Annotated in this window: 20 protein-coding genes and 1 pseudogene; 7 read left to right on the top strand and 14 right to left on the bottom strand. The window is 45.0% G+C overall.

The genetic code is table 11. The features are described 5' to 3' along the window. Positions 1 to 65: 65 nt before the first annotated feature. From pruA to NDI35_RS04325, 9 genes and pseudogenes are all read right to left on the bottom strand, one after another. Positions 66 to 3,041, bottom strand: a complete 2,976-nt coding sequence (gene pruA / locus NDI35_RS04365) for an L-glutamate gamma-semialdehyde dehydrogenase (RefSeq protein WP_445311642.1) — start codon at positions 3,039 to 3,041, stop codon at positions 66 to 68. Between the two features lie 85 nt (positions 3,042 to 3,126). Further along, positions 3,127 to 4,050 carry a hypothetical protein gene (locus tag NDI35_RS04360; RefSeq protein ID WP_445311641.1) on the bottom strand — a complete coding sequence of 308 codons (924 nt, stop codon included), beginning with the start codon at positions 4,048 to 4,050 and terminating at the stop codon, positions 3,127 to 3,129. 10 nt (positions 4,051 to 4,060) lie between these two features. Beyond that, complete coding sequence (locus NDI35_RS04355) at positions 4,061 to 4,237, bottom strand: hypothetical protein (RefSeq protein ID WP_445311640.1); 177 nt, start codon at positions 4,235 to 4,237, stop codon at positions 4,061 to 4,063. 12 nt (positions 4,238 to 4,249) lie between these two features. Beyond that, a complete protein-coding gene (locus NDI35_RS04350; RefSeq protein WP_445311639.1) occupies positions 4,250 to 6,949 on the bottom strand; it encodes a protein-arginine deiminase family protein in 2,700 nt (899 codons plus the stop codon). 101 nt (positions 6,950 to 7,050) lie between these two features. Then, on the bottom strand, positions 7,051 to 7,392 hold the full coding sequence (locus NDI35_RS04345; protein WP_445311638.1) for a DUF5615 family PIN-like protein: 342 nt from the start codon (positions 7,390 to 7,392) through the stop codon (positions 7,051 to 7,053). A 3-nt stretch (positions 7,393 to 7,395) separates the two neighbouring features. Continuing rightward, a complete protein-coding gene (locus NDI35_RS04340) occupies positions 7,396 to 7,722 on the bottom strand; it encodes a DUF433 domain-containing protein (RefSeq protein WP_333136494.1) in 327 nt (108 codons plus the stop codon). A gap of 11 nt (positions 7,723 to 7,733) precedes the next feature. Then, positions 7,734 to 8,055, bottom strand: a pseudogene (locus NDI35_RS04335) (DUF433 domain-containing protein). Positions 8,056 to 8,108: 53 nt separating this feature from the next. Further along, a complete protein-coding gene (locus tag NDI35_RS04330) occupies positions 8,109 to 8,309 on the bottom strand; it encodes a DUF433 domain-containing protein (protein WP_445311637.1) in 201 nt (66 codons plus the stop codon). Between the two features lie 22 nt (positions 8,310 to 8,331). Further along, on the bottom strand, positions 8,332 to 9,336 hold the full coding sequence (locus NDI35_RS04325; protein WP_445311636.1) for a putative endonuclease domain-containing protein: 1,005 nt from the start codon (positions 9,334 to 9,336) through the stop codon (positions 8,332 to 8,334). 57 nt (positions 9,337 to 9,393) lie between these two features. Here NDI35_RS04325 and NDI35_RS04320 point away from each other — a divergent pair, with 57 nt between their 5' ends. Then, positions 9,394 to 9,591, top strand: a complete 198-nt coding sequence (locus NDI35_RS04320; protein WP_445311635.1) for a type II toxin-antitoxin system HicB family antitoxin — start codon at positions 9,394 to 9,396, stop codon at positions 9,589 to 9,591. A 167-nt stretch (positions 9,592 to 9,758) separates the two neighbouring features. Here NDI35_RS04320 and NDI35_RS04315 read toward each other — a convergent pair whose 3' ends face one another. The 3 genes from NDI35_RS04315 to NDI35_RS04305 form a co-directional block, all read right to left on the bottom strand. Continuing rightward, entirely contained in the window at positions 9,759 to 11,168 is a 1,410-nt protein-coding gene (locus NDI35_RS04315) for an NAD(P)(+) transhydrogenase (Re/Si-specific) subunit beta (RefSeq protein ID WP_445311634.1), read from the bottom strand. Continuing rightward, the gene (locus NDI35_RS04310; RefSeq protein WP_006633295.1) at positions 11,165 to 11,458 is read right to left on the bottom strand and encodes an NAD(P) transhydrogenase subunit alpha part 2; all 294 of its coding nucleotides are present in this window, start codon (positions 11,456 to 11,458) and stop codon (positions 11,165 to 11,167) included. The genes NDI35_RS04315 and NDI35_RS04310 overlap by 4 nt, the downstream gene beginning before the upstream one ends. 265 nt (positions 11,459 to 11,723) lie before the next feature. Beyond that, a complete protein-coding gene (locus NDI35_RS04305; protein WP_445311633.1) occupies positions 11,724 to 12,872 on the bottom strand; it encodes a Re/Si-specific NAD(P)(+) transhydrogenase subunit alpha in 1,149 nt (382 codons plus the stop codon). Between the two features lie 444 nt (positions 12,873 to 13,316). On the opposite strand from NDI35_RS04305, the gene NDI35_RS04300 reads away from it, so the two are divergent. Next, positions 13,317 to 13,829: a DUF2808 domain-containing protein gene (locus tag NDI35_RS04300; protein WP_445311632.1), complete on the top strand. Its 513-nt coding sequence runs from the start codon at positions 13,317 to 13,319 to the stop codon at positions 13,827 to 13,829. A gap of 289 nt (positions 13,830 to 14,118) precedes the next feature. After that, positions 14,119 to 15,390 (top strand): MFS transporter, encoded by a 1,272-nt coding sequence (locus tag NDI35_RS04295; protein ID WP_445311631.1) that lies wholly within the window; start codon positions 14,119 to 14,121, stop codon positions 15,388 to 15,390. Positions 15,391 to 15,593: 203 nt separating this feature from the next. Here NDI35_RS04295 and NDI35_RS04290 read toward each other — a convergent pair whose 3' ends face one another. Then, complete coding sequence (locus tag NDI35_RS04290) at positions 15,594 to 16,361, bottom strand: ABC transporter ATP-binding protein (protein WP_445311630.1); 768 nt, start codon at positions 16,359 to 16,361, stop codon at positions 15,594 to 15,596. 158 nt (positions 16,362 to 16,519) lie between these two features. Further along, a complete protein-coding gene (gene glyQ / locus NDI35_RS04285) occupies positions 16,520 to 17,398 on the bottom strand; it encodes a glycine--tRNA ligase subunit alpha (protein WP_333136514.1) in 879 nt (292 codons plus the stop codon). A 190-nt stretch (positions 17,399 to 17,588) separates the two neighbouring features. Between glyQ and NDI35_RS04280 the strand changes: the two genes are divergently transcribed. The 4 genes from NDI35_RS04280 (at position 17,589) to NDI35_RS04265 (ending at position 22,848) form a co-directional block, all read left to right on the top strand. Then, a complete protein-coding gene (locus NDI35_RS04280; RefSeq protein ID WP_445311629.1) occupies positions 17,589 to 18,557 on the top strand; it encodes a caspase family protein in 969 nt (322 codons plus the stop codon). 184 nt (positions 18,558 to 18,741) lie between these two features. Continuing rightward, positions 18,742 to 20,760 (top strand): NACHT domain-containing protein, encoded by a 2,019-nt coding sequence (locus NDI35_RS04275; protein ID WP_445311628.1) that lies wholly within the window; start codon positions 18,742 to 18,744, stop codon positions 20,758 to 20,760. A 112-nt stretch (positions 20,761 to 20,872) separates the two neighbouring features. Next, a complete protein-coding gene (locus tag NDI35_RS04270) occupies positions 20,873 to 21,430 on the top strand; it encodes a hypothetical protein (protein WP_445311627.1) in 558 nt (185 codons plus the stop codon). A gap of 287 nt (positions 21,431 to 21,717) precedes the next feature. Continuing rightward, a complete protein-coding gene (locus NDI35_RS04265) occupies positions 21,718 to 22,848 on the top strand; it encodes an Rpn family recombination-promoting nuclease/putative transposase (protein ID WP_445311626.1) in 1,131 nt (376 codons plus the stop codon). Positions 22,849 to 22,901 lie beyond the last annotated feature (53 nt).

The following is a 22,901-nucleotide window of genomic DNA, read 5'->3' as shown; positions in this document are numbered from 1 at the left end:
GGCGCACCCTACTAACTTAACAGCCAGAGAGAGGACTTCAGTCCTCACTACGAACAAAGGATTAATTAATCATCCACTCCTTCAATTGGCGCAAAACCTTGCCGCTGAATATTTTCGGTTATGGTGCGGGGATCGAGGAATTGCAGCAAATAATCCGGGCCACCCGCTTTAGAACCAACTCCCGAAAGTTTGAATCCTCCGAAGGGTTGCCGCGATACCACAGCGCCGGTAATTCCGCGATTGATGTACAGGTTTCCCACTTCAAAATCCGATGCGGCTCGATCGATATGCGAAGGCGTGCGAGAATACAATCCGCCGGTTAAAGCAAAATTCGTGCCGTTAGCAATCGCAATCGCTTCGCTGAAATTCTTTGCCCGAATCACCGACAAAACCGGGCCGAAAATTTCTTCTTGGGCGATAGTTGCTGTCGGCGATACTTCCGTAACAATGACTGGGCCGACAAAATAACCGGTTTCCGGTGCCGGCATTTCTAAAGCTATCTTAGCTTCGGCGCGGCCTGTTTCGATGTATTCGCGGATGCGCGATTGGGCATTTGCATCGATCACAGGGCCGACTTGAGTGCCGGGATTTTCTGCTGGGCCGACATTGAGCGATCGCGTCGCTTCTACCAATCTTGCCACAAAATTATCGTACACCGATTCGACCACAATTACTCGCGAACAAGCGGAACATTTTTGGCCACTGTATCCAAATGCCGAATAAACTACGCCTGCAACTGCTTGGTCTAAATCCGCACTTTCATCGACAATAATTGCATTCTTGCCGCCCATTTCCGCAATTACTCGTTTCAGGTGTTTTTGTCCAGGCTGCAAAATCGCAGCATCGGCATAAATCCGACAGCCAACTTCCTGAGAACCCGTGAAAGTAATCATGTGAACGTCAGGATGTTTCACCATGTAAGCGCCGACGGTTGAACCTTTGCAAGGCACGTATTGAAATACGCCTTTGGGGATTCCGGCTTCTAGCAAAATTTCTGTGATTTTTGCTGCAATTACTGAGGAAACTTCCGCAGGTTTGAGCAAAGTACAATTCCCAGCAACCAGCGATGCAACTGTCATGCCGACGGGAATTGCGAGGGGGAAATTCCAAGGCGAAATGATTAAAGAAATGCCCCGTGGCTGATAGCTATAACGGTTAGTCTCTCCGGGGATGTCGTAATTTTTCCCTTGTTCTAACCGTTCCATTTCGTCGGCGTAGTAGCGACAAAAATCAATAGCTTCGGAAACTTCGGCATCGCATTCTCTGACAGGTTTGCCGACTTCAAACACCATCCAAGCTGACAGTTCGTGCCGCCGCTGTTCCATCAATTCTGCGGCTTTGCGGAGGACGCCGGCGCGCTGTCGGACGGGGGTTTTTCGCCAACTGGTGAAGGCTTCTTTTGCTGCTTCAATGGCTTGTTTTGCCTGTTCTTCGGAAAGCAATCCGATGGTGCCGACTACTTCTGTGGGATTGGAAGGGTTGAGTGAGTTAACGGTTGCTTCAGTATTTTGGTACTCGCCATTGATTAGCGGTAAATAGGTTTTGCCTAGGTTGGCGCGCACTGATTTGATGGCTGTTTCTGCTTGTTGCCGCAATTTGGTATTGGCGTAGTCGGTATCGGCAACGTTGGGAAATACTTTGCTGTAAACTAGCTGGTCATTGCCACTAGCAACTGGTGCGGCTAACAATTGTTCGATCGGCATTTCTTCGGAACTTTGCCGGATGAAAGAGCTGTTGGCGGTATTTTCCAGCAAACGGCGGATCAAATAAGCCATTCCCGGCAATAAGTCACCGTAGGGGCAGTAGACTCGAACGCGATAACCCCGATCGACCAAAAGCTTAGCTAATTTGTCGCCCATGCCGTACAGCACTTGCATTTCAAAGCGGCGGCGCGGTATATTGAGAGTTTCGGCAATGGCGATCGCCCTCGCTTGCGATCGTACATTATGACTGCCAATAGCTGCATACAAATATTCGTGATTTTCTAGCAGCAACTGCGTCATCTGCTCGAAATTTGCATCGGTAGCAACTTTGTCATTGTAGACCGGCTGCGGCCAATCTTTCTGCATCGCTTTGATAGTTTCCTGATCCCAGTAAGCGCCTTTTACCAGACGTACTGTTACCGGATTTCCGCGTTTTTTTGCCCAGGAAATCAGGTTTTGCAAATCTTGGGCACTGTCGCGCAAATATGCTTGCAATGTAATTCCGATATCCGTGCGGCTGCGAAACTCTTCCTCTAACAATAAGTCTTTGAGAATGGTCAGAGTTAAACTTTTGTAAGCATACTGTTCCATATCGAAATGAACCGCCGCGCCCAACTCCTTCGCGCGGCGCAGTAAAATGCGAATTCTCTCGCTTACTTTCTCCTCGCTACCTTTAGCATCCAACGGGTCAAACTGAGAATAAAAAGCTGTTAATTTTACGGATACTTGCACTCGCGGCAAAGTTTCATCATCAGCTTTATCAATTGCATCTACTTGTGGCCAATTCTTCCCTGCCTTAGCCAGTTCCTCCATCAATTCCAAATAGCGGTTAAGATAAATTTGCGCCTCAGTTTCAGTGATGACAGCTTCCCCCAAAAGGTCAACTGTAAAACCCATTTTATCTTTACGAAGCCGCTCTAAAGTTTTAATTACCTGCTTGATATTTTCCCCAGAAATATACTTGTGCGCCAAAGTTTCCACAGCAGGCGCAACCGTCGTCGCCGCCAATTGACCTGGAACTGAATCAGGGCTAGCAAAGTTAAGCAATTTTTTCAATGCTTCGGGCAATTCAACCTCTTGGGCGGTCAGGTATTCTTGCAAGTGGCGGGCAATTTCCGGCCTGCTGCGGAGGGCCGGCAAACAGTCAATAAATCGAAACAACTGCACCCGCAGTCCGGGGCTAGCCATCGCCCAATCCATCAGTTTGTCGTCCCAGCGCATTTGGTCTTGGAGTTGACCGAAAAAAGAGCGCTTTTTCTCTTGAGTTGCCCGCAGGATTTCTTGGGCAATTTCCTGAGTTTTTGCTTCGTAGATGCTTGGAGATATTTGTGCAACCATTGGTAATTAGTAATGGGTAATTTGTAATTGGCAACCAGGGCGGGTTTATGTATTGTGTAACTACCCCCTGATACAATTATAGTTGCTATTTGACTTCAATTTTAACTTGGTAGTTTGCTTGGCGATCGCCTGAAATTTCAATAGTATAATCGCCGCTACTGGCTAATTGACCTTGCCACTGACCTGTGCTGTCAGTAGTACCTAAATTTTCACCGTTAGGAGCAATAATGGCGGCGCTAACTTGACCTTCTTGAACATTAATTGTCATGCTTTGGCCGCTATTGCACTCCAGTAAGTAGCGCCTGGATATGTTGGCTCGCAAACTATTGCTCAGAGTAGTTCCCGTAGCACCGGCTTGAAAGTAAACTCGCTCGGTTACAGGGGTTTCAACCGCAGCGGGAGTTGGAGAAGGAGAAGGCAACGGCAAAGGAGAAGGCAAAGGAGAAGCAAGTTGCGGAACGCCAGACAGAGAGGGGATTTGAGTGGGACGGGGCGACGGAGGGAACGCGGGGGGCCGTCCATTTCCAGGGGCTGGGGGAAGTCCGGGCCTGCGGTTGGCGGGCGCTGTGGCGACAGGCGGAGGGCTTTCGGGGAGGGGTACGTCAGCGGGTAGTTTGATTTGAAGGTTCGCTCTTTCCTGATACATTTTCCACGCTAGCAAACTGCCGAGACTAAGGACGGAACCGACTAACATTCCGCTGAGAAAAACTGCTAATATTTGCCACGAGCGAGCTGGTTTGGGATCGGGGTTGGCAGTTGGAATTGTTGGAGGCGGATAACTTGTAATTTGAGTTGTTTCCGGCGTACTATCGGCGGCAACTGGAATTGTTTCGGCTGCTTCGATTGGCGCTGAAATATCTTTGGGGGCGGCAATTTCTGCGGGAGTTTCTGCTGGTGCGGAAGTTGAATCAGCCCTGGCCATTTCACTGCGATCGAACTCATCGCTAGCAGTGGAAATTGTTTCCGGTTGCTGAGTCAAAATTGGTTTTTTTTCCTGTTCGTCGCTCATGGGGCTAAATTTATTTTACAAAGACCGCTTTTAGACATTTTACGTTACTGGTGCGATCGCCCCCGCAGCACCCATACGGCACGGCTATTGACAAAATGCCGTCCGTGTCGATCGAGAAATCTATCTGCTGGGGCGATCGCAATTTACCAATTTTCGGTAAATATTGAACACAAATTGCGATCGCCACTTACTACCGGACTCAATTATTAGGCAAAGACTGCCAAAAAGGCCGCTCTTCTGGCTTCCTCACAGTATTCGTCGCCGACTGCACGTTTCCTTTTAATTCTTGATAATACCTATCATCCAGAAAACTAACGCTGACGCCAGCAGGAAGCAGCAGTTGGCGCAATCTTTCCTGAGTGTAATCTACACCGTCAATCATTGGCCCGCGCGGATTTGAAACTAACAACTTGCCGTTAACTGGCACCGAATTGACCATATTTGGCCACCAAGCATAACCGCTGTAGCCAAACATCACCGGAACTTGAACAATTTGGTCGTCTCCGAGTAAAAACTCTCTTTTCAACTTCTCTATAATCGGATTAAGTTTCTGATTTTGCAAATAGAGATTGTGTTGAATTAAAGCACGGTTTTTCAAGGCGGCGCTGACAGTTGTTTGAGTGCTCAAACCACGATTGATCGCCACATCGCCGTAACCTCTTCCCTCCAATTCTTCCAACAGCTTAACTCCGGCTTCGGGACTGGCGATCGCCATTACATATTGTCCGGGAGTTTGAGTGGGAATAAAATTGATAATTTCATCGACTTGGCGAGTCAAAAGCCAAGAAGTATCAATATCCACTGGCGGCCCTTGAATTCTCTGAGCTTGAATAAAATCAAGTACCTCTGGATTAAAACTAGCATTTCCCGAATTCCCGTAATAAACTCGACCCATTGGGTGTCCGGGAATCGGCGGTGTCACCTGCAAATTGCCGTATCCGTCAGACCACTGACTTACAGGGTCTAAAGAACGAGGATTGCCAATTTTAAATACTTTCAAATCCCGGTCTTGAGTTGATTTAACAGGGGGGTTTTTATCGGGTTCGCTATTGCTTTTTAGGGCTACATTAAACAGGCGTAGATCCGATTTTTCCGGCAATTGAACGTATCCGTTTTTCTGGGTATCTTGCATCCAAGTGCGATCGCCCTGGAGAACTTTTACTTTGGCGCCCGTAGGTTCTACTGCTCGTTTTAGTTGCGAGATAAATTCGCTGTTTACCGCGCCTCTGTCGCTGACCTGAACTTCGGTTACTGGTGCTGTGTTGGGCGCTATCATCCAAGGACTAACGCCCATTTGGATTGTTGTGGAGGCGATTTCTTGACCGTTGTTTTGGGCAGTTGCTTTGAGATTTACAGTGCCGTTCCAATTGCGATCTGCAAATTGTTTGGCTTCCACACCTAAAACAATATTCTTGCTAAAAACTAGAGGTTTAGCACCGGATATATCTACAGGTTGCCAGCCGTCGCCCGTCTTCTGAAAAACGCTGATGTGAGGGCTAGCAATGCGGTCAGCCGTGATAAATAACTGAGATGTTTTGAAGTTTTCAGACAGTGTTAAGTTAACTTGAGAAAGCATTGCTGCACGGCGGGGAGCCATAACTTTGGTTTGTTTCCAAGTCGGTATCTTGCCGCGATCGTTATTGCGATCGTTAAATGAAATTAGCGCGCCCTTGGACAAAGACCATTGTTCTTTTCCGGCGTCGTCTTGCTCGTTAATTTGGCCATCTCTGTTGGTATCTCCCACAAACAAAAAGTTCGACGGGGACGCAGCAGGCGTAGCTGGGGCGAGAGTTGGTATTGCGGTTGATTCAGGAGTTGGTTGAGAAGTTGCTTGCTGATTTCTCTCTAACTCTTGTCTTTCAAGTTCTTGTCTGGCTAATTCTTGTCTGGCTAACTCTTGCCTTTCAAGTTCTTGTCTGGCTAACTCTTGCTTTTCAAGTTCTTGTCTTTCAAGTTCTTGTCTGGCTAACTCTTGCTTTTCAAGTTCTTGCCTTTCCAGTTCTTTTCGGGCTGCTTCTTGCCTTTCAAGTTCTTTCCTGGCTAATTCTTGCCTTTGGAATTCTTGCCTTTCAAGTTCTTTCCTGGCTAATTCTTGCCTTTGGAATTCTTGCCTTTCAAGTTCTTTTCTGGCTAATTCTTGCCTTTCAAGTTCTTTTCTGGCTAATTCTTGCCTTTGGAATTCTTGTCTTTCAAGTTCTTTTCTAGCCCGTTCTTTTTTCTCTTGCTCTTTTCTCTCTATTTCTCGACGAGCAAATTCTTTTTTCTCTTGCTCTTTTCGGGCTTGCTCTCTTATCTGTTCTTCCTCTGCTCTAACTTTCTCAACAGAACGTGCGACTTGCATTTCATAGGTAGCGACACTGAGGTTTCCTTGATATTCGATGGTTTTGTCGATCGCCCGATCGGCCAAAAAAGAATCGTGAGGAATGAGTCGCAGCGTATTGATAGCCAACTGCCACAGCCGCTGGGACTCTTCCCAAGTAGCAGAAGAAGGATTAGAAGTGCGTCCAATTAAGACTGCTTGGGCGGCTAATTTAGCAGCATCGTCCCAATTATATTTGGCTCTTTCTTCTATTTGAATCTGACTTTGAACATTTTGGAGTTGCTGCGTCAGAGTTTGGGATTGCTGGCGGTTGATTGCTGATTTCCAAAGTTCACCAGGAAACGGGGCGCTGTCGGAAGTTTTGGCAAGGTTATCTAATTGTACTTTCAGCCGATCGCGCAATTTGTAGAGTTCGGAAAGGGATTGCGGAGTTTCGCCCTCTGACTGTCGCCCAGAGAGTGCGAGTTGGTAGTTTAGGGAAGGTTGAGCCACTGTTGTGGGCACTGCAACCCAAATAATACCGATGACGACACCGAAACCATTGACGATCGCGATCGCAATATATCGAACCCAGCGCATATAGTTTATCCTCAGACACGCCAATAATTTTACCTAATCTTGGGAGCAATTGGGGATTTATTTATAAGGTTGTGAGGTCGGGAAGGGCGAGGGGCTTTTTTTCAGCTTTGGGGACGTATTACCCGAATCAATTTGCCAGTCAATGTTTCTTCAGCCAAAATAGCTTCATCAATACGTGATGCCAACCTTTCCCAGTTGCGATCGTTAGTGCAGGTAATAATACCAGAATGATTAGGTTGGATGCGATGCAGTCGGATGAAATCTTGCCGATTGAGTGTTAACACCGATCGAGAATCACTCGTTGCAAATTCTAACACTCGATCGTCAGGAATTTTAAGTCCAGCATTTCCTGCTTCTTGAACAGTTAAAACATCGTGACCGAGAGTTCGCAGAATTCTGACAACAGCTATTGGGTATTGCTCATCTGAATATAAACGCGCCATGTTTTAGGCTTCCTCATTTTCCCGGATTGCCAGTTCAATTTCATCAGGATAGGCATCAGCATAAGCCCAGGTATTTGCCAGATCCGCCGCACTAATAGTGGGATAATTTTCTAGCAAATCGGCTTCACTATATCCTATACGACGAGCTTCAACCATTACCCAAACAGGGATACGAGTCCCCGCAATACAAGCCCTACCACCACACACGCCGGGAGTTTTTTCTATTCCTTGCCAAGTATTGCTTAAACTTTGGACTAATAGCTGTATTGCCTGAGTTTTTTCAGCGGGAGTTAAGGCAAGGAGTTGTTTTTCTAATTCTTTCAGTGTCATTTTTTATGATCTCAATCATTTTCTCTAATTGCTTGTTCAATTTCGTCTGGGTAAGCCTCAGCATAAGCCCAGGCATTTACCAAATCAGCAGCGGTTAAATCGGGAAATGATTGTATAATTGTACCATCAGAAGCGCCTAAACGCCGATCGCACACCAGTGACCAAACTGGTATGCTCCTTCTTGCCGATACAAGCCTCGCCTCAGCACACACCTGGAGTTTTTTTAATGCCTAGAGAACCGTTGGTTAAAGTTTGAGTTAGGATGCTGATTAGTTTAGCTTTATCAACCGCATTTAAGGTTAAGACTTGAGTTTCTAATTCTTGTATAGTCATAAGTGCGATCGCCGGAATATATTATCTAGATTATAGCAAATTCGCGCCATGTTTTAGGCTTCCTCATTTCTAGCGATCGCTGCTTCAATTTCCTCTGGGTGTGCCTCAGCATAAGCCCAAGCATTCGCCAAATCTGCGGCATTCAAATGAGGAAAATCTTGCAAAATTTGCACATCATTTGCACCCAGAAGGATCGTACACCAAAGACCAAACTGGTATCCTCCTTCTTGCCGATACAACCATCGCCTCCGCATACTGCGGGAGCTTTTTTAATGCCTAGAGAATGGAGTGTAACTTAAATAGGTCGTCAAAGAAGTTTTTCACAGTTAGTTTTGCCTCTTCAGTATGCAAAAACTCATAACCACCAAACCTGTATAATTCATAGCCTGCAAGTCTTAAGCGTCTATCTTCTGCAACCATTTCTGCATATAGTTGAGGGTTGGCTTTGTCATTTTCGGAATAGTGTTGCTTCCCATCTATTTCAATTACAATATGCTTTCGGTAAGGAAGAAGAAGCAGGAAATCCATTCTTTGTCGGCTTAATCGTTTTACACCTTTGAGCTGTTCCCATGTATAGGGGTCATAATGCAAGTACACTTGAGGAATTAGTGCTGGTAGTTTTTCTTTCAATTTTCCATAAAAATAGCTGTAGTACGTGTTAAGTAAAAGATTTTCTGGGTGATTGTCCCCCAGAGATATTTTGAGTCGATGGAACAGGTTATGACGCTGGTCAGAACGTGTCTGATTATGGAGTTCTTTTTGGTCTCGCCACCAGTCTACTAACTCTTCCCATAGAAGCCCTTTTTCCAAAAGTGGTCTATCATATACGAGACAGTATTCTTGATTTTTGACAATCTTAATCTCATTACTGATTGCATCCATTAAGACAATTTCAGGCTTAGGTCCATTTGCCGCGAATATCAGGTTTTTTACCTCACTGCTAACACCCTGCACTGAATATTCTAGTCTTGCTATGATTCCTTGATACTCGTCGTAAATTAATTGCTTTGTCTCTCTCTCTTTTTCCTCAAAGTATAAAATCGGATACTTTTTAAATACGCCTTTTAGAATTTTAGCTTGAACTAGCGGGCTTGCCTCTTCAAGTATGCGAATGAACTTTTCTCTTGTAGTGCCAGGTTCATAATCTTCTACGTTAATCTCTAAGTCGCAGTAGTAAGGATAAAAGTCGTAGTGAGTTCTGTAAGAAAAGCCATGCAGATATCCATTGTAAACTCCAATGTAATCATTTACAAGCCTGTATATATCTGATTTATTGAGCATACTTATTCAGTTATTTAGCCACTACAATTATCTATACATCCTACAACCCAATTTCCTATGAAGTCAACACAACAGTTGACAGCCATTATCGAACGAGAAGGCGACGGATATATATCCCTTTGCCCAGAACTTGATATTGCCAGTCAAGGTGACAATATAGAAGAAGCGCTACGAAATCTGATCGAAGCGTTGGAACTATTTTTTGAGACAGCCGATCCTTCGGAAGTCAAGAATCGGCTGCATACAAACTATTAGCTTATAAGACTCGGCTATAGAAATCGCTTAAGAGTCAAACGAAATCCCTCTCGCTTGAGACTGAAGAATATTGATATCAAAACAAAAACCCAACAAAAACCCGGTTTCTCCAAGAAACCGGGTTTAATCATCCGCGTTAATCCGCCTTCATCTGCGGTTGCAAAATCCTACAACTGCTTCACCTCAGAAACCAATTTGGCAACCACATCCTTAGCGCTACCAAACAACATCATCGTCTTATCCTTGTAGAACAACTCATTATCTACACCGGAAAAACCAGCACTCATCCCGCGCTTAATCACGATCGTATGCTTAGCCTTATCAACCTCCAAAATCGGCATCCCGTAAATCGGGCTCGCCGTATCGTGACGCGCCGCCGGATTCACCACATCATTCGCACCAATCACCAACGCCACATCCGTTTCTTCAAACTGCGGATTGATATCGTCCATATCGTACAACTGCGGATAAGGCACGTTTGCTTCAGCCAACAGCACATTCATGTGCCCCGGCATCCGCCCAGCCACCGGGTGAATCGCGTATTTCACGTCAACACCCATTTTTTCCAAACCGTCGGCTAACTCGCGCACGGCGTGCTGTGCTTGCGCTACAGCCATTCCGTAACCGGGAATAATTACAACCGATCGCGCATAACCCAACATCATCGCACTTTCTTCGAGATTGATGCTGCGAACAGTTTTGTCGATCGCACCAGCAGCCCCAGCAGCAGCCCCAGCACTAGCACCACCGCTACCAAAAGCGCTAAACAGCACACTAGAAAGCGATCGATTCATTCCCTTGCACATGATTTGCGTCAAAATAATCCCCGACGCGCCCACCAATGCACCAGCGATAATCAGCATATTGTTCATCAAAATGAACCCAGCCACACTCGCCGCAATCCCCGAATAAGAGTTAAGCAGCGACACCACCACCGGCATATCGCCACCGCCAATCGGGAGCACAAACATGATTCCCAGAATATTGGAAATCGCCACCAAACCCAGGAATACCGGCACATCCTCCGGGTTAAACAGCATATAACCGCTGCCGGCTAAAAGTGCGATCGCCAGCATGGCATTAAACGGCTGTTGCAGCGGAAACGTCATTGGCGCACCCGGCAGCAATTCTTGCAGTTTCGCAAACGCCACAAGGCTACCAGTGAAAGTAATTCCGCCAATGAGCACACCCAAAAGGATCGTGATTGTCGCGTCTGGAGTTGGGGATGCCGGGATGCTGAGATAGCGCCAGAATTCGCCCACAGCAACGAGTGCAGAAGCCGCGCCCCCGAAACCGTTAAGCAAACCCACCATCTGCGGCATATCCGTCATCGCGACGGTTTTCGCCATAATCGTTCCCAAAATGGAACCGATGATAATTCCGACAGCAATCAATTCGTAGCTGACTACTTGCTTTTCCAGCAAAGTACCAACGATCGCAATTAACATCCCGATCGCAGCTAACACATTCCCTTGACGCGCAGTTGCAGGGGAACCCAACTGTTTCAAACCGATAATAAACAAAGATGCGGCAACTAAATAACCTAGTTGAATGCCACTGGGCAGAAAATCGCTCACGCTTTAACCTCTTTTTTCTTGAACATTTGCAGCATTCGATCGGTTACTAAGAAACCGCCGACAACGTTAATTGTGGCTAGGGCGATCGCGATCGTCCCCAAAATCGAAGTAACAGTCACATTGCCTTGGCCTGAAATCAGAATTGCACCTAAAACGGCAATTCCCGAAATCGCATTCGATCCCGACATCAAAGGTGTGTGCAACGTCGGCGGGACTTTATTGATTACTTCAAATCCCACAAACGACGCTAGAGTAAACACCACTAAACCTGCAATCAATCCTTCTGCCATGACAATTGGTAATTGGTAATTGGAAATAACTCGTTCTCGGTTGCGTCCGCCAGCCCGCCAGGGAATGAATTCCCTGGCTCAAAGCCAAAGTCCTCTTAAGAGGACTAATAGACCTCTCCAATAATTCTTGTGGAACAGGCATCTTGCCTGTTCAAAAAAGCCTTTTTAGGAGATATTTAATCAGTTCTTCAGTCCTCTTGAGAGGACTTTAGCTTTGAGGCAGGGGTTTCAACCCTTGCCGGACTTGGCCTCATAACGACAGAATCTAACTGACGGCTGAGGCCTGAGCTGCCAAAGCATCGCGAACTCGCTGGTTACTAATCTCACCGTCGCGGGCAACGCAAGCACCAGCAATGATATCGTCTTCAAAATTCAAATTGAGTTCCTTATCTTTCACCATCAACTGAAGTAAAGCCGAGATATTCTTCGAGTAAGTTTCGCTAGCGTGGACAGGCATCGACGAGGGCACATTAATCGGGCCGATGACATTAACGCCGTTCCATTCAACATCTTTCCCCGCTTCCGTGCATTCGCAATTGCCACCTTGTTCGCCCGCGAGGTCAACAATTACCGATCCGGGCTTCATTTGAGAAACCATTTCTCTAGTAACTAAAATAGGTGCTTTTCTGCCGGGAACTTGAGCGGTTGTAATCACTGCATCGGAAGCGCTGACGTGTTGGGTGAGCACTTGGCGGGTGTATTCTTTAGCCGCTTCTGATAGTTCTTTAGCATAGCCTCCGGCGGCGACGGTTTCTTCCTTGAGTTCGACATCAAGGAATTTAGCGCCCAAACTTTGCACTTGTTCTTTTGTTTCTGGGCGGATGTCGAAGGCTTCGACTACCGCACCCAAACGGCGGGCCGTGGCGATCGCCTGTAAGCCAGCAACGCCCACACCCATTACCAATACTTTCGCGGGGCGAATTGTACCCGCCGCCGTTGTCAGCATCGGAAAATACTTTGGCAAAGCTGCGGCTGCGATTAATACCGCTTTGTAACCGGCGACGTTGCCCTGAGATGACAGCGCATCCATGCTTTGAGCGCGGCTGGTGCGCGGGATCATTTCCATGCTGAATGCCGTTACTTGGCGATCGGCTAAACGCTGCACTAAAGCTGGATCTCCCAGAGGATTCAAAAATCCGATGAAAACGCCTCCTTCCCGGAGTTGATGAACTTCTGATTCTTGCAGGGCCCCGATTTTCACGACGACATCGGCTTCGCCCCACACCCTAGCGGTATCGGCGACAACCTGAGCTCCCGCTTCTTCGTAAGCAAGATCCGAGAAAAAGGATTGTGCGCCGGCACCGGCCTCAACCCAAACTTCTACGCCCTGTTTGACTAATCGGGCTACAGCGTCGGGTACTAAAGCCACCCGGCGTTCCCCTGCTGCTATTTCTTTTGCGATCGCTAATTTCATGAACTCTCCTTATTTAAGCCTTCCCAGGGCGGTTGAAACCGCGCCTACACAGACAAAACCTGCCTCCGCAGGTTTCTTGAAGTGCGATTTTTAATCGCCCGATGCCTTGCTTTACATTGAAGCAGCCGTTGCCCTAAACTTCTCTCGTTGATACTAAAGCCGATCGCCCAAATTCGACCCGTATCTTTAACTTATCTTATACATTCAAATTCGCTAAATGGTTAAGTTTGCCACCAGTTATGATATAATTTTATGTCGCCTAATTCTGTAGTCTGAATGTCTGTTATCAGTATTACGCAAAAATTACGCAAAAAAAAGTGACCTGAGCCGGCGATCGCTCGCCCTCATCAAATTGCTGAGAGATTCGATATATTGTAGGCACGATCGCAAATTTCGGGCGAGCAATATTTAAGGTTCACCAAGAGTTTAATTAGAGGAGTTGTTATGCGACGATTATTTTCAGCACTAGCGGTTACAGGTTGCTTGGTGACTGGGTTGCCCGCCATCAGTTTAGCCCAGTCCATGCCAGGATTGACGATTTTTGGCGGCCCCGATCGCGCCAACCAATTAAGCTATCGCTTGGATTACGGTACACCCGGGATGAGTGGCGATAGATATCGGCTGCGAATTCCTTCCAAAAAAGTAAGTTTGGCGATCGCCCAACTGAACATATCCTATCCAGACTACTACAAAGGCGAATTTGACCAAAAAGACATTAAAGTGCGCGTCAAAGACAAAACAATAGAATTGCAAGAAGTAATCTGGGACAAAGAAAATCGTTTCATAGAAATTTATCCCAAAGAACCAATTCCTGCAGGCAACAATGTTGAGGTTGTACTCTCCAACGTTAGAAACCCATCTCCCGGCGGAATGTACCATTTCAACGTCCGCATCCGCACCCCCGGAGACGTTCCCTTGCTGCGTTACCTCGGTACTTGGCTGTTAAGCATTAATTGAGGCAAGAGTTCGGGGACGGAATTTCTCGTTAGTCAAGCGATCGCGACAGAAAAATTAAAATGTGGCGATCGTTTTGCTACGGGCAAAAATTTAACAATACTCAAATCCGGGTTTTCGGGAGTTGTAAAATAGAACCTTCGGCTCATATCGCAATTCTCAATGATTCGTAATAATAAGTCTAGGGGCAGTCCCCCGATGGTTGCCCTTTGCTAATTAGGGGTAAGCCCAGGGGTGCTACCCCTAAAAAATGTTTACCAATCAAATAGGATTGCTCTAGCCGTACTCTCGCATGAATCTACTAGCAAAAATCAAAACTATACCAATTCCTCCAGCCCTGCGATCGAGAAATTATCGCCTGTTTTTTGCAGGACAAGGCCTCTCACTGATTGGCAGTTGGATGACGCAAGTCGCTACTGTTTGGCTTGTCTACAATTTGAGCGATTCACCTTGGATGCTCGGCGTGGTGGGATTTACAAGTCAAATCCCCACATTAATTTTACTGCCTTTTGCAGGAGTTTTAATCGATCGCTGGAACCGCCACCGAGTCATAATTGCCACTCAAATATTAGCGATGGTTCAATCCTTAGCGCTAGCATTTTTAGCACTAACAGGAGTCGTTAACATTTGGCAGATCCTGGTACTGAGTTTCTTTCAAGGCGCAATTAATGCCTTTGACGCGCCGGCACGGCAAGCTTTTGTACCGGAACTTGTAGAAAAGAAAGAAGATTTAGCAAATGCGATCGCCCTCAACGCTTCCATGTTCAACGGCGCCAGATTAATCGGCCCAGCAATTGCAGGCTTGCTAATAGCTACAGTCGGGGCAAGTTATTGCTTTCTCATTGACGGACTCAGCTACATCGCTGTAATTGCAGGCTTATTAGCGATGCAAATCAAAGCCCGTAAAATTGCCGCAACTAATACTAAACCCTTACAAAGATTGAAAGAAGGATTCGTTTATGCCTTCGGGTTTCCCCCGATTCGAGCAATTTTACTGCTATTAGCATTAGTCAGTTTTGCCGGAATGTCGCACACAGTATTAGTCCCTATTTTTGCCACCAAAATTCTGCAAGGCGACGCACAAACCCTCGGCTTTTTGATGGCATCTTCGGGAGTCGGAGCCTTTGCGGGCGCGATTTATTTGATTTCTCGCAAAAGTATAGTTGGCCTCGGCAAATTGATTGCGATTTCACCAGCAATTATGGGATTCGGGCTGATAGGTTTTGGTTTGTCCCGCGTCTTGTGGCTGTCATTAATCATGATGTTGTTTGTGGGGTTTGGTTTCATTATCCAATTTGCAGGAGGAAACACATTTTTGCAAACAATTGTGGAAGACGACAAACGCGGAAGAGTGATGAGCATATACACGATGGCATTTTTTGGAGTGACACCGTTTGGGAATTTAGTTGCCGGCGGATTGGCAAATTATATCGGCGCTCCAAATACAGTCATCATTGGAGGTATAGTTTGTGTTTTAGGCTCGATAGTTTTTACCAAACAGTTGCCAGCTTTAAAAAACATAGTCCGACCACTTTATCAAAAAATGGGTTTAATTCCCCAGTAACGATTTAGCGTAAAAGCACAAATGCCAACATTAAACAACATTGCCAAAGCTAATAGCTGACGGTATGTCTAGCAATCCTCAACAATTTGTAAACTTCTCTCTTTCCCTCTTATCTTCTCTTTCTCTGCGCCCTCTGCGCCCTCTGCGGTTAAAACATCCAAATTAATTACGCAACCCGTCGCAGAAATTGTTTTTTAGTTTGTTCACCATTCTTCTTGGGCTTCTGCTTCTGCTTGGATTAAATTTTGCCGCAGTTGCACCCAATTTATTTGATGAGAGGGCAAATCTTCGATGAGCTTTCCGCGCTGTAAATGCAGAATTCGCGTGCTAAATTGCTCGGCTAATTCTAATTGATGGTTTACCATTACAATTGTGGTTTGGCCGTTTGTTAGCTGTGTCAATACTTGCAAAAGGTGGGCGGCTTTTCCTGCGTCTAGGGCGGATGTGGGCTCGTCTAAAAGCAAGATTTTTGGTTGCAGGATGATGCCGCGGGCGATCGCCACGAGCTGTTTTTGGCCTGTGGAAAGCTGCAATTCGGTGCGATTGAGCCATTCTTGGGGTATGTGCAGTTGTTCGATCGCCCCGCTAATTCTCTCAGCAATGTTTGATGCAGCCACCCCCCGCAGCTTCAATGGATAAGCCAATGCTTCTCGCACCGACATTCCCAAAAGCTTGGATTCTTGCAGGATGAGGGTGATTTGTTTGCGGAGTTCGATCGCAGGTATTTGCCGATATTCTGTATTTTCCAGATAAATCGAGCCGCTGGTGGGAGTGCTGAGCCGATTTAGCAACCGCAACAGCGTTGTTTTCCCCGCACCTGAAGGGCCAACAATTGCCACGCGAGATCCCTTGTGTATCTGAAACGATATATTTTCCAACAAATGACTTGAGGCGATCGGTGTTTTTAAACTAACATTATCAATTCGCAGTTGAGGATTTGTTTCTGTATTATTTTCCGAATAATTAGGCATTTAATTAATTAAAAATATGGCTTTCGTGGAACGGGCATCTTGCCCGTTCTTGAGGCAGGCAAGATGCCCACTCCCCAATCCAACTCACTCTTTGTGGAACGGGCATCTTGCCCGTTCTTAAGGCAGGCAAGATGCCCGCCCCACAATCCGACTCAAACTCAAACTTTTACAGTTTTTTCTAAAGGAAAACCCAGCTTTTCGCGCTGTTCCAAATAAAGCTGAGCAACTCGCCGCGCCAAATTGCGAATTTTGGTGATATACCGAGTTCTTTCCGTTACCGAAATCACACCTCTAGCATCGAGCAAATTGAAAGTGTGAGAACATTTTAACACATAATCAAGACTAGGCAAAACCAATCCTTTTTTGGTCAATTGTTCGGCTTCTTGCTCGTACAATCCAAATAGAGTAAACAGCAATTCTGGATTGGAAGCTTCAAAGTTATAAGTACACTGTTCTATTTCTCCTTGCAGGTGAACGTCGCCGTAAGTTATGCCATCTTTCCACTGAATTTTCGTCATGGCATCGACTTCTTGGAGATACATTGCTAGGCGTTCTAGTCCGTAGGTAATTTCAATGGAGACGGGGCGACAGTCAATGCTACCGCACTGTTGAAAGTAGGTAAATTGGGTGATTTCCATGCCGTCGAGCCAGACTTCCCAGCCCACGCCCCAAGCTCCCAGGGTGGGCGATTCCCAGTTGTCTTCTACGAAGCGAATGTCGTGGTCTTCTGGGCTAATTCCTAATGCTCTGAGGGAGTCTAAATAGATGTCTTGGATGTTTGGAGGAGAGGGTTTAATTAAAACTTGATATTGATAGTAATGTTGGAAGCGGTTGGGATTTTCGCCGTAGCGTCCGTCGGTGGGGCGGCGACAGGGTTCGATGTAGGCGACTGACCAAGGTTCGGGGCCGATTGCTCTGAGAAAGGTGTGGGGATTCATGGTTCCTGCACCTTTTTCTGTGTCGTAGGATTGGGCGATCAGGCAGCCTCGATCGCTCCAGAATTTGTTTAAGGTGGCAATGACTGATTGAAAGTTCACTGGTTTAAATATGGCTAGTATGTGTCTCAACTTATTTAACCATATATTTGCATGGTGATATACCGCATTTTTTTCAAGATTTAGCTGAAGAACAGAAAGCCTTTTTCCGGTAGTTGTGTTATGTTAATCTTTAGGGAGCTCTACAGATAGACTGCAAAAGTTCGATTGGTACAGATAATGAGATAAAAAGATGACTGAACTATTTAATCAAGGCTATGCGTTGCTCGTTGGTGTTGGGGAGTGTGCTTATCAGCCCTTGTCTCTGCCTGTGACGGTTAAAGATACCCAAGCAATTTATGCGGCGCTGATCGATCCTGAGTTATGCGCCTATCCTAATGATGGGGAGCATATCCTGGTGCTGAATAATGAGGAGGCTACTCGCGCTCGGATTTTAGATGGCTTGAAGTGGTTGAAAGAGAAGGCAGAAGTAGAACCAAAGGCTACTATATTTGTATACTATTCAGGTCATGGCTGGTTCAAGAAGGATGACAATAGCTTTTATCTGATACAACATGACGTGAAAATTCGGAAACTAGAGGATACTGCGCTATCAGGGAAAGCTTTTACTGAAGCATTACGAGAAATTCAGGCTGAACGCTTGCTAGTTGTAATTGATAGCTGTCATGCAGCAGGAATGGCAACGTCTAAAGATCCAGAGGAAGCTGATGCAAAATTTTTGGATGATTTTCAGCGCGTTGCTCCATCGAAAGGGGTAATTGATGCCATTAAACAGGTGAAGGGTCGGGTGGTTTTTACCTCATCTGAAGGCGACCAAGTGTCTTGGGTTAAGGATGATTCTTGTAGTGTTTATACTTACCATCTTCTGGAAGCATTGCAAGGTGCGGCCAACCAACCCGGCGATCGGGAAATCAAGGTATCTAACTTAATGAATCACTTGAGCAAAGCTGTGCCTGAAACTGCACGTAAGTTGTATGGAGCCGAGCAAACGCCTCACTTCGACATGGATGCAGGTGATTTTATTATTGCCAACCTTCGCGGGGGCAAGGGTTTGCCGGATAAAGGGTGGGAGGAAGTTAAGCCCGAATCGACTCAGAAGATTAATCAAATTGCCCAGAATATTAAGCAGTACGGGAGATATATTACCAATATCAATGAAGTTCGAGATGTTCGAGATTTTCACATTGGTGATAACTTTTAAGCTATTACGCATTTAAATTTAAAATTCGGGACAGGCTAGAAGCCCGTCCCACAATAGTTTTATTGATTTTTGACACACAGTTTAAATGTAAAACAGCTTTTATAAGCTGATTTTCTGAATGACAAAGCAGAGTCAAGAATAAAAACTTTAAGGCGATCGCAATCCACTCAAACTAGGCTTCAAAATGGCACTTTCTGAAAATCTCAAACAAATTCTGAATCGGATTGAAAAGGGACAACAAACTGATGAGGATATGAATATTCTACGTCAGCAACTTGAGGATGGCGAGCGCCAACTATCCATTCAACTGGGTAAGTACAACATTAATATCGGTGAAGGGAAAGAGATATATATAGGCGATAAAATTTGCTACACTTGGAACGATGAAGCCCTTGACGCCTTGGTTCGTAAGATTCAGCTTGCCAAAAAACTTTCGGACGAAAAGGAGTTACGGGAACGGGTGCGAGAAAGAATTGAGGAACTTCTAAAAGAATTACCGGAAAATGTTGAGCCAATCAACCTATATAAGAAATGGCAGCAAGAACAAGTAGACCACCCTGACCGTGTATATCTCAGTAGGTACGAAGGAGAAATACCGGATAATATGAGCATCTTTAAAATATTTGAAGATGCAAAAACACTTCTTATTTTAGGTGAACCAGGCTCGGGAAAAACAACGACTATGCTTTTGCTAGCACGAGAATTGCTCGACAAAGGCAATTATCCAATTCCAGTTTTCCTGAAATTTTTGTCTGGGAAAAAAGAGCCAAAAACCATGATTGACATGATTGATTGGTTGGTGGAAGCAGTGGAGAAAGAGTATCCTTGCGGAATTCATCAAGAAAATTTGAAATATTTATTAATTAATCGTAAGATTTTGTTAATGCTAGATAGTTTCGATGAATTAGAATCAAATCACCGAATAGATTGGATACAAGCAATTAATAAGCTATTAAAAGCAGGCGAACATTTTACTGACAAGCCACGCTGGTCTCCTCCTTGCTTAGTAATATGTAGTCGTCTGCAGGAATACGCAACTTTAGATGTTAAACTACAACTGAATAGGGCAATTTACTTAAAAGATCTCAGCAAGGCACAAATTGAACAATATTTAGCGGATAGAGACAGGGAACTCAGAAAAGAAATTTTGCAAAATATACAAGACAAAAATCCCGAGAAATCACGAGATGGACAGGAACAACCTCTTTTCCTTGAATTTTTGAACACTCTAGAAAGACAAGATCACGATGAATTCGATAAATTACTAAATGTACTGCGACGACCGCTTTTCCTTAAAAAAGTATATGATGCTATGAAACCAATAATTGATAAATTGAATAATTTCAATTCTTTGGAACATCGTCAACCATATTTATCAGTATTATATTATATGCAATCGTGTTTGCAACCAGAAAAAAATGATTTGAAGAAACAAACAAGAACGATAGGCTTGCTTATATGGCTTGCTAAGCAATTACAAACCCACAGTAAAACCGAATTCTTTATTGAAAAAATGCAGCCTTCTTGGCTACCTCGTGGAACTAGGAAGTGGTATGTTTTACTTGTTGCACTAAGCATATTTTTAATTTTATTAATACCCCGCATAGGCTTCATTTATTATACTAAGAGGAATCTCGATATTTCAGATTGGGTTTTCGGTATAATTGTGAGTGGGGTTATTGCAGTAGCAGCTAGTTTCCCCCAAAAAATAAAGGTTTTTGAAAAAAACATAGTAAATGCTACATTTGGCAATTACCTAAACTTAAGTTGGTTCGGGAGAAGAAAAAAAAATACTTCCAATCAAGGAATTTGGAATGCAGCCATCAATGTAGTTTGCATGGTGGGAGGTATTGCTATCATTTTTCCTGCTGTTCTTTCTCTTCAGTTAATTCAAACACCGGACTTGTTTTTCTCACAATTTCTAGCTCTATTAAGGTTTTTTCTATGGATGGGATTAATAGTTGCCCTTTTTAATGGGTGTTTAACGACATGTATTCAGCATTTCATCCTACGTTTGATTCTTCGTTGTAAGGGGCATCCGTGCAACTATGCCAAAGTTCTGAACTATGCTGTAAAACTAAAATTGCTCCAGCCAGTCGGTGGTGGCTATGAGTTTATTCACTCCCCATTAAGGGAGTGCTTTGCTATACTCCACGATATAGAGATGGCCCCAAATACTGAGGAAACCGATTGTGCCAGTTGAGGGTGCAGAATGTGGGTAATATAGGTAGACAGCAATGTAAAATATTCATTATAATAAAAACTACCAGGTGTGCTGTTTTTATAACGTAGATTAAGCGAAAAGTGAGGTAAAGATGAAACTTAAGCAGTATTTAGGCGCACTTTTGATGGCAGGCTCTGTGTTAACTTTCTCCTTTCCAGCAGAGGCTATCTCTGGGAAACAGATTCCACGGTCTTTTAAACAAGCCATTTCACTTGTTAAAAATATATGGCAACCTATCACTAAGGCTGTTGTAGATGACAGAGCCATTGATTTGATTACCCTAGAGACGACAAAGCAAATAACTGACTCTATCCATAAAGACCCGACTAAGTTATCACAATTAGTAAGTCATTCTGCTGTACAACCAACACCACGAACGAAAATTGAAGAGGAGGCATCCCAAGATATACCCAAATACGTCAAAGACTTCATCTCAGTAGGGGTATCCATAACTGTTGCTAATGATGCATATGTGTATCTAATCTCTCCTGCCGGTAAATCTGCACTCATTTCGCGAGGAAAGGAATTTGCCTGCGACTTCCTGCTAGATGATCCAGTATATGTTGCGGTTACTGTCCTGCAACCCAATGCCTGTCCTGCAACAAAAGAGACTATATTCATAAGGAAGCGACTAGGTTATCAAAAGTAGTAAGTCATTTGGCTGTAGAACCAACCCATTTTGCTCGGAAAGTCAATTCGTTAATCTATCTACAACCAGCAATAATTGGAAATTGTCTATCTCGATCGAAGGTAGACATTTTTTTATGAATACAAATTCTTAAAACCAAAATAATTTCCATCCTCGCATGACCGCTCAAGCAAATAATTATAGAAATTAGCGATCGCCTTTGCGAAAAAATTCAAAAAGGCGATCGGTTCGTCATAGTTCTCTCTTGGCATGGTATAGTACCCATCTGCGATTCGCATCGACAACTCATGAAAACAGACACCATTTTCTACAGCCTGTTTCAAGAATTTCCCAGCTTCTTCTTTGAACTGATCGATCGCCCTCCAGACGCAGCCACCGCCTATGAATTCACCTCCCGCGAAATCAAACAACTCGCATTCCGCATCGACGGGTTATTTCTCCCCAAAACCGAAGAACCTGAAAAACCATTTTACTTGGCTGAAGTTCAGTTTCAACCCGATGCCGACTTGTACTACCGCATCTTTGGCGAACTCTTTCTCTACCTGCGACAATACAAACCCGTTAATCCTTGGCGCGTGGTTGTCATCTATCCCAATCGCCGCATCGAACACGAACAGATGCTGCAATTTCAAGAACTCTTAACCAGTCAGCGCGTCCAACGGATTTACCTCGATGAATTGCCAGAAGCCGCAGATCGATCGCTCGGAGTGAAAGTTGTTAAACTGGTAATCGAGCCAGCAGAGACAGCAGCAGAACAAGCACGGCAGTCGATCGCAATGGCCCGACAACAGTTGTCCGATCCAACCGTTCTACGCGATTTAATTAACCTAATCGAAACAATTATCGTCTACAAACTCCCCCAGAAAAGCCGCGAGGAAATTGCCGCCATGTTGAATTTAAGCGAACTCAGACAAACTCGATTTTACCAGGAAGTCAAGCAAGAAGGTTTAGAAGAAGGACTCGAACAAGGTGAACGGCAGGCGAAGTTAGAAGCCATTCGTCGGATGATAGCGTTTGGAATGAATTTAGAGACGATCGCGCAATTATTAGATTTGTCTCTCGAATTTGTTCGGCAAACAATTAACAAAATCCAACGGGAATCGATGTCACTCCCCGAACAAAATATCGACTCGTTTATCGAACTATTAACTCAGCAGCGATCGCTCTTCGGGGCCGAACAATTAACCGAACTAGCCCAGCTAATTGAACCCTTATCCGATGAGATCGATGTCCTTTCAGAAGCGATTTCATCCTGGGCTGAAAATTACCCTTCAATTCAGGAAGCTCAAGCCAAACTGCTCGAACCACTACCGCCGGCTAAGGCATCAGAAAAAGCAGCAGTCAGCGGAGAAAGTAGCGAATCTCAACTCGGCGATCGCCTCAACAAACAAGCTCTCAAAAATGCCATTTTATTTTAGTGTACAACCGCTTACCTCCTTTATAATTCGGCGGTTGAAACCGCTACTACACA

Source organism: Microcoleus vaginatus FACHB-2002 (assembly GCF_040004035.1).
Taxonomy (GTDB): Bacteria; Cyanobacteriota; Cyanobacteriia; order Cyanobacteriales; family Microcoleaceae; genus Microcoleus; species Microcoleus vaginatus_C.
Note: the sequence above shows the minus strand (reverse complement) of the source record. Positions and strands in the feature narration are given on the sequence as shown.

Bases quoted from the DNA above. Each gene is read 5' to 3' on its own strand.
- pruA (WP_445311642.1), bottom strand. From the start codon at position 3,041: ATGGTTGCACAAATATCTCCAAGCATCTACGAAGCAAAAACTCAGGAA.
- NDI35_RS04360 (WP_445311641.1), bottom strand. From the start codon at position 4,050: ATGAGCGACGAACAGGAAAAAAAACCAATTTTGACTCAGCAACCGGAA.
- NDI35_RS04350 (WP_445311639.1), bottom strand. From the start codon at position 6,949: ATGCGCTGGGTTCGATATATTGCGATCGCGATCGTCAATGGTTTCGGT.
- NDI35_RS04345 (WP_445311638.1), bottom strand. From the start codon at position 7,392: ATGGCGCGTTTATATTCAGATGAGCAATACCCAATAGCTGTTGTCAGA.
- NDI35_RS04340 (WP_333136494.1), bottom strand. From the start codon at position 7,722: ATGACACTGAAAGAATTAGAAAAACAACTCCTTGCCTTAACTCCCGCT.
- NDI35_RS04330 (WP_445311637.1), bottom strand. From the start codon at position 8,309: ATGCGGAGGCGATGGTTGTATCGGCAAGAAGGAGGATACCAGTTTGGT.
- NDI35_RS04325 (WP_445311636.1), bottom strand. From the start codon at position 9,336: ATGCTCAATAAATCAGATATATACAGGCTTGTAAATGATTACATTGGA.
- NDI35_RS04320 (WP_445311635.1), top strand. From the start codon at position 9,394: ATGAAGTCAACACAACAGTTGACAGCCATTATCGAACGAGAAGGCGAC.
- NDI35_RS04310 (WP_006633295.1), bottom strand. From the start codon at position 11,458: ATGGCAGAAGGATTGATTGCAGGTTTAGTGGTGTTTACTCTAGCGTCG.
- NDI35_RS04305 (WP_445311633.1), bottom strand. From the start codon at position 12,872: ATGAAATTAGCGATCGCAAAAGAAATAGCAGCAGGGGAACGCCGGGTG.
- NDI35_RS04300 (WP_445311632.1), top strand. From the start codon at position 13,317: ATGCGACGATTATTTTCAGCACTAGCGGTTACAGGTTGCTTGGTGACT.
- NDI35_RS04295 (WP_445311631.1), top strand. From the start codon at position 14,119: ATGAATCTACTAGCAAAAATCAAAACTATACCAATTCCTCCAGCCCTG.
- NDI35_RS04290 (WP_445311630.1), bottom strand. From the start codon at position 16,361: ATGCCTAATTATTCGGAAAATAATACAGAAACAAATCCTCAACTGCGA.
- NDI35_RS04280 (WP_445311629.1), top strand. From the start codon at position 17,589: ATGACTGAACTATTTAATCAAGGCTATGCGTTGCTCGTTGGTGTTGGG.
- NDI35_RS04275 (WP_445311628.1), top strand. From the start codon at position 18,742: ATGGCACTTTCTGAAAATCTCAAACAAATTCTGAATCGGATTGAAAAG.
- NDI35_RS04270 (WP_445311627.1), top strand. From the start codon at position 20,873: ATGAAACTTAAGCAGTATTTAGGCGCACTTTTGATGGCAGGCTCTGTG.
- NDI35_RS04265 (WP_445311626.1), top strand. From the start codon at position 21,718: ATGAAAACAGACACCATTTTCTACAGCCTGTTTCAAGAATTTCCCAGC.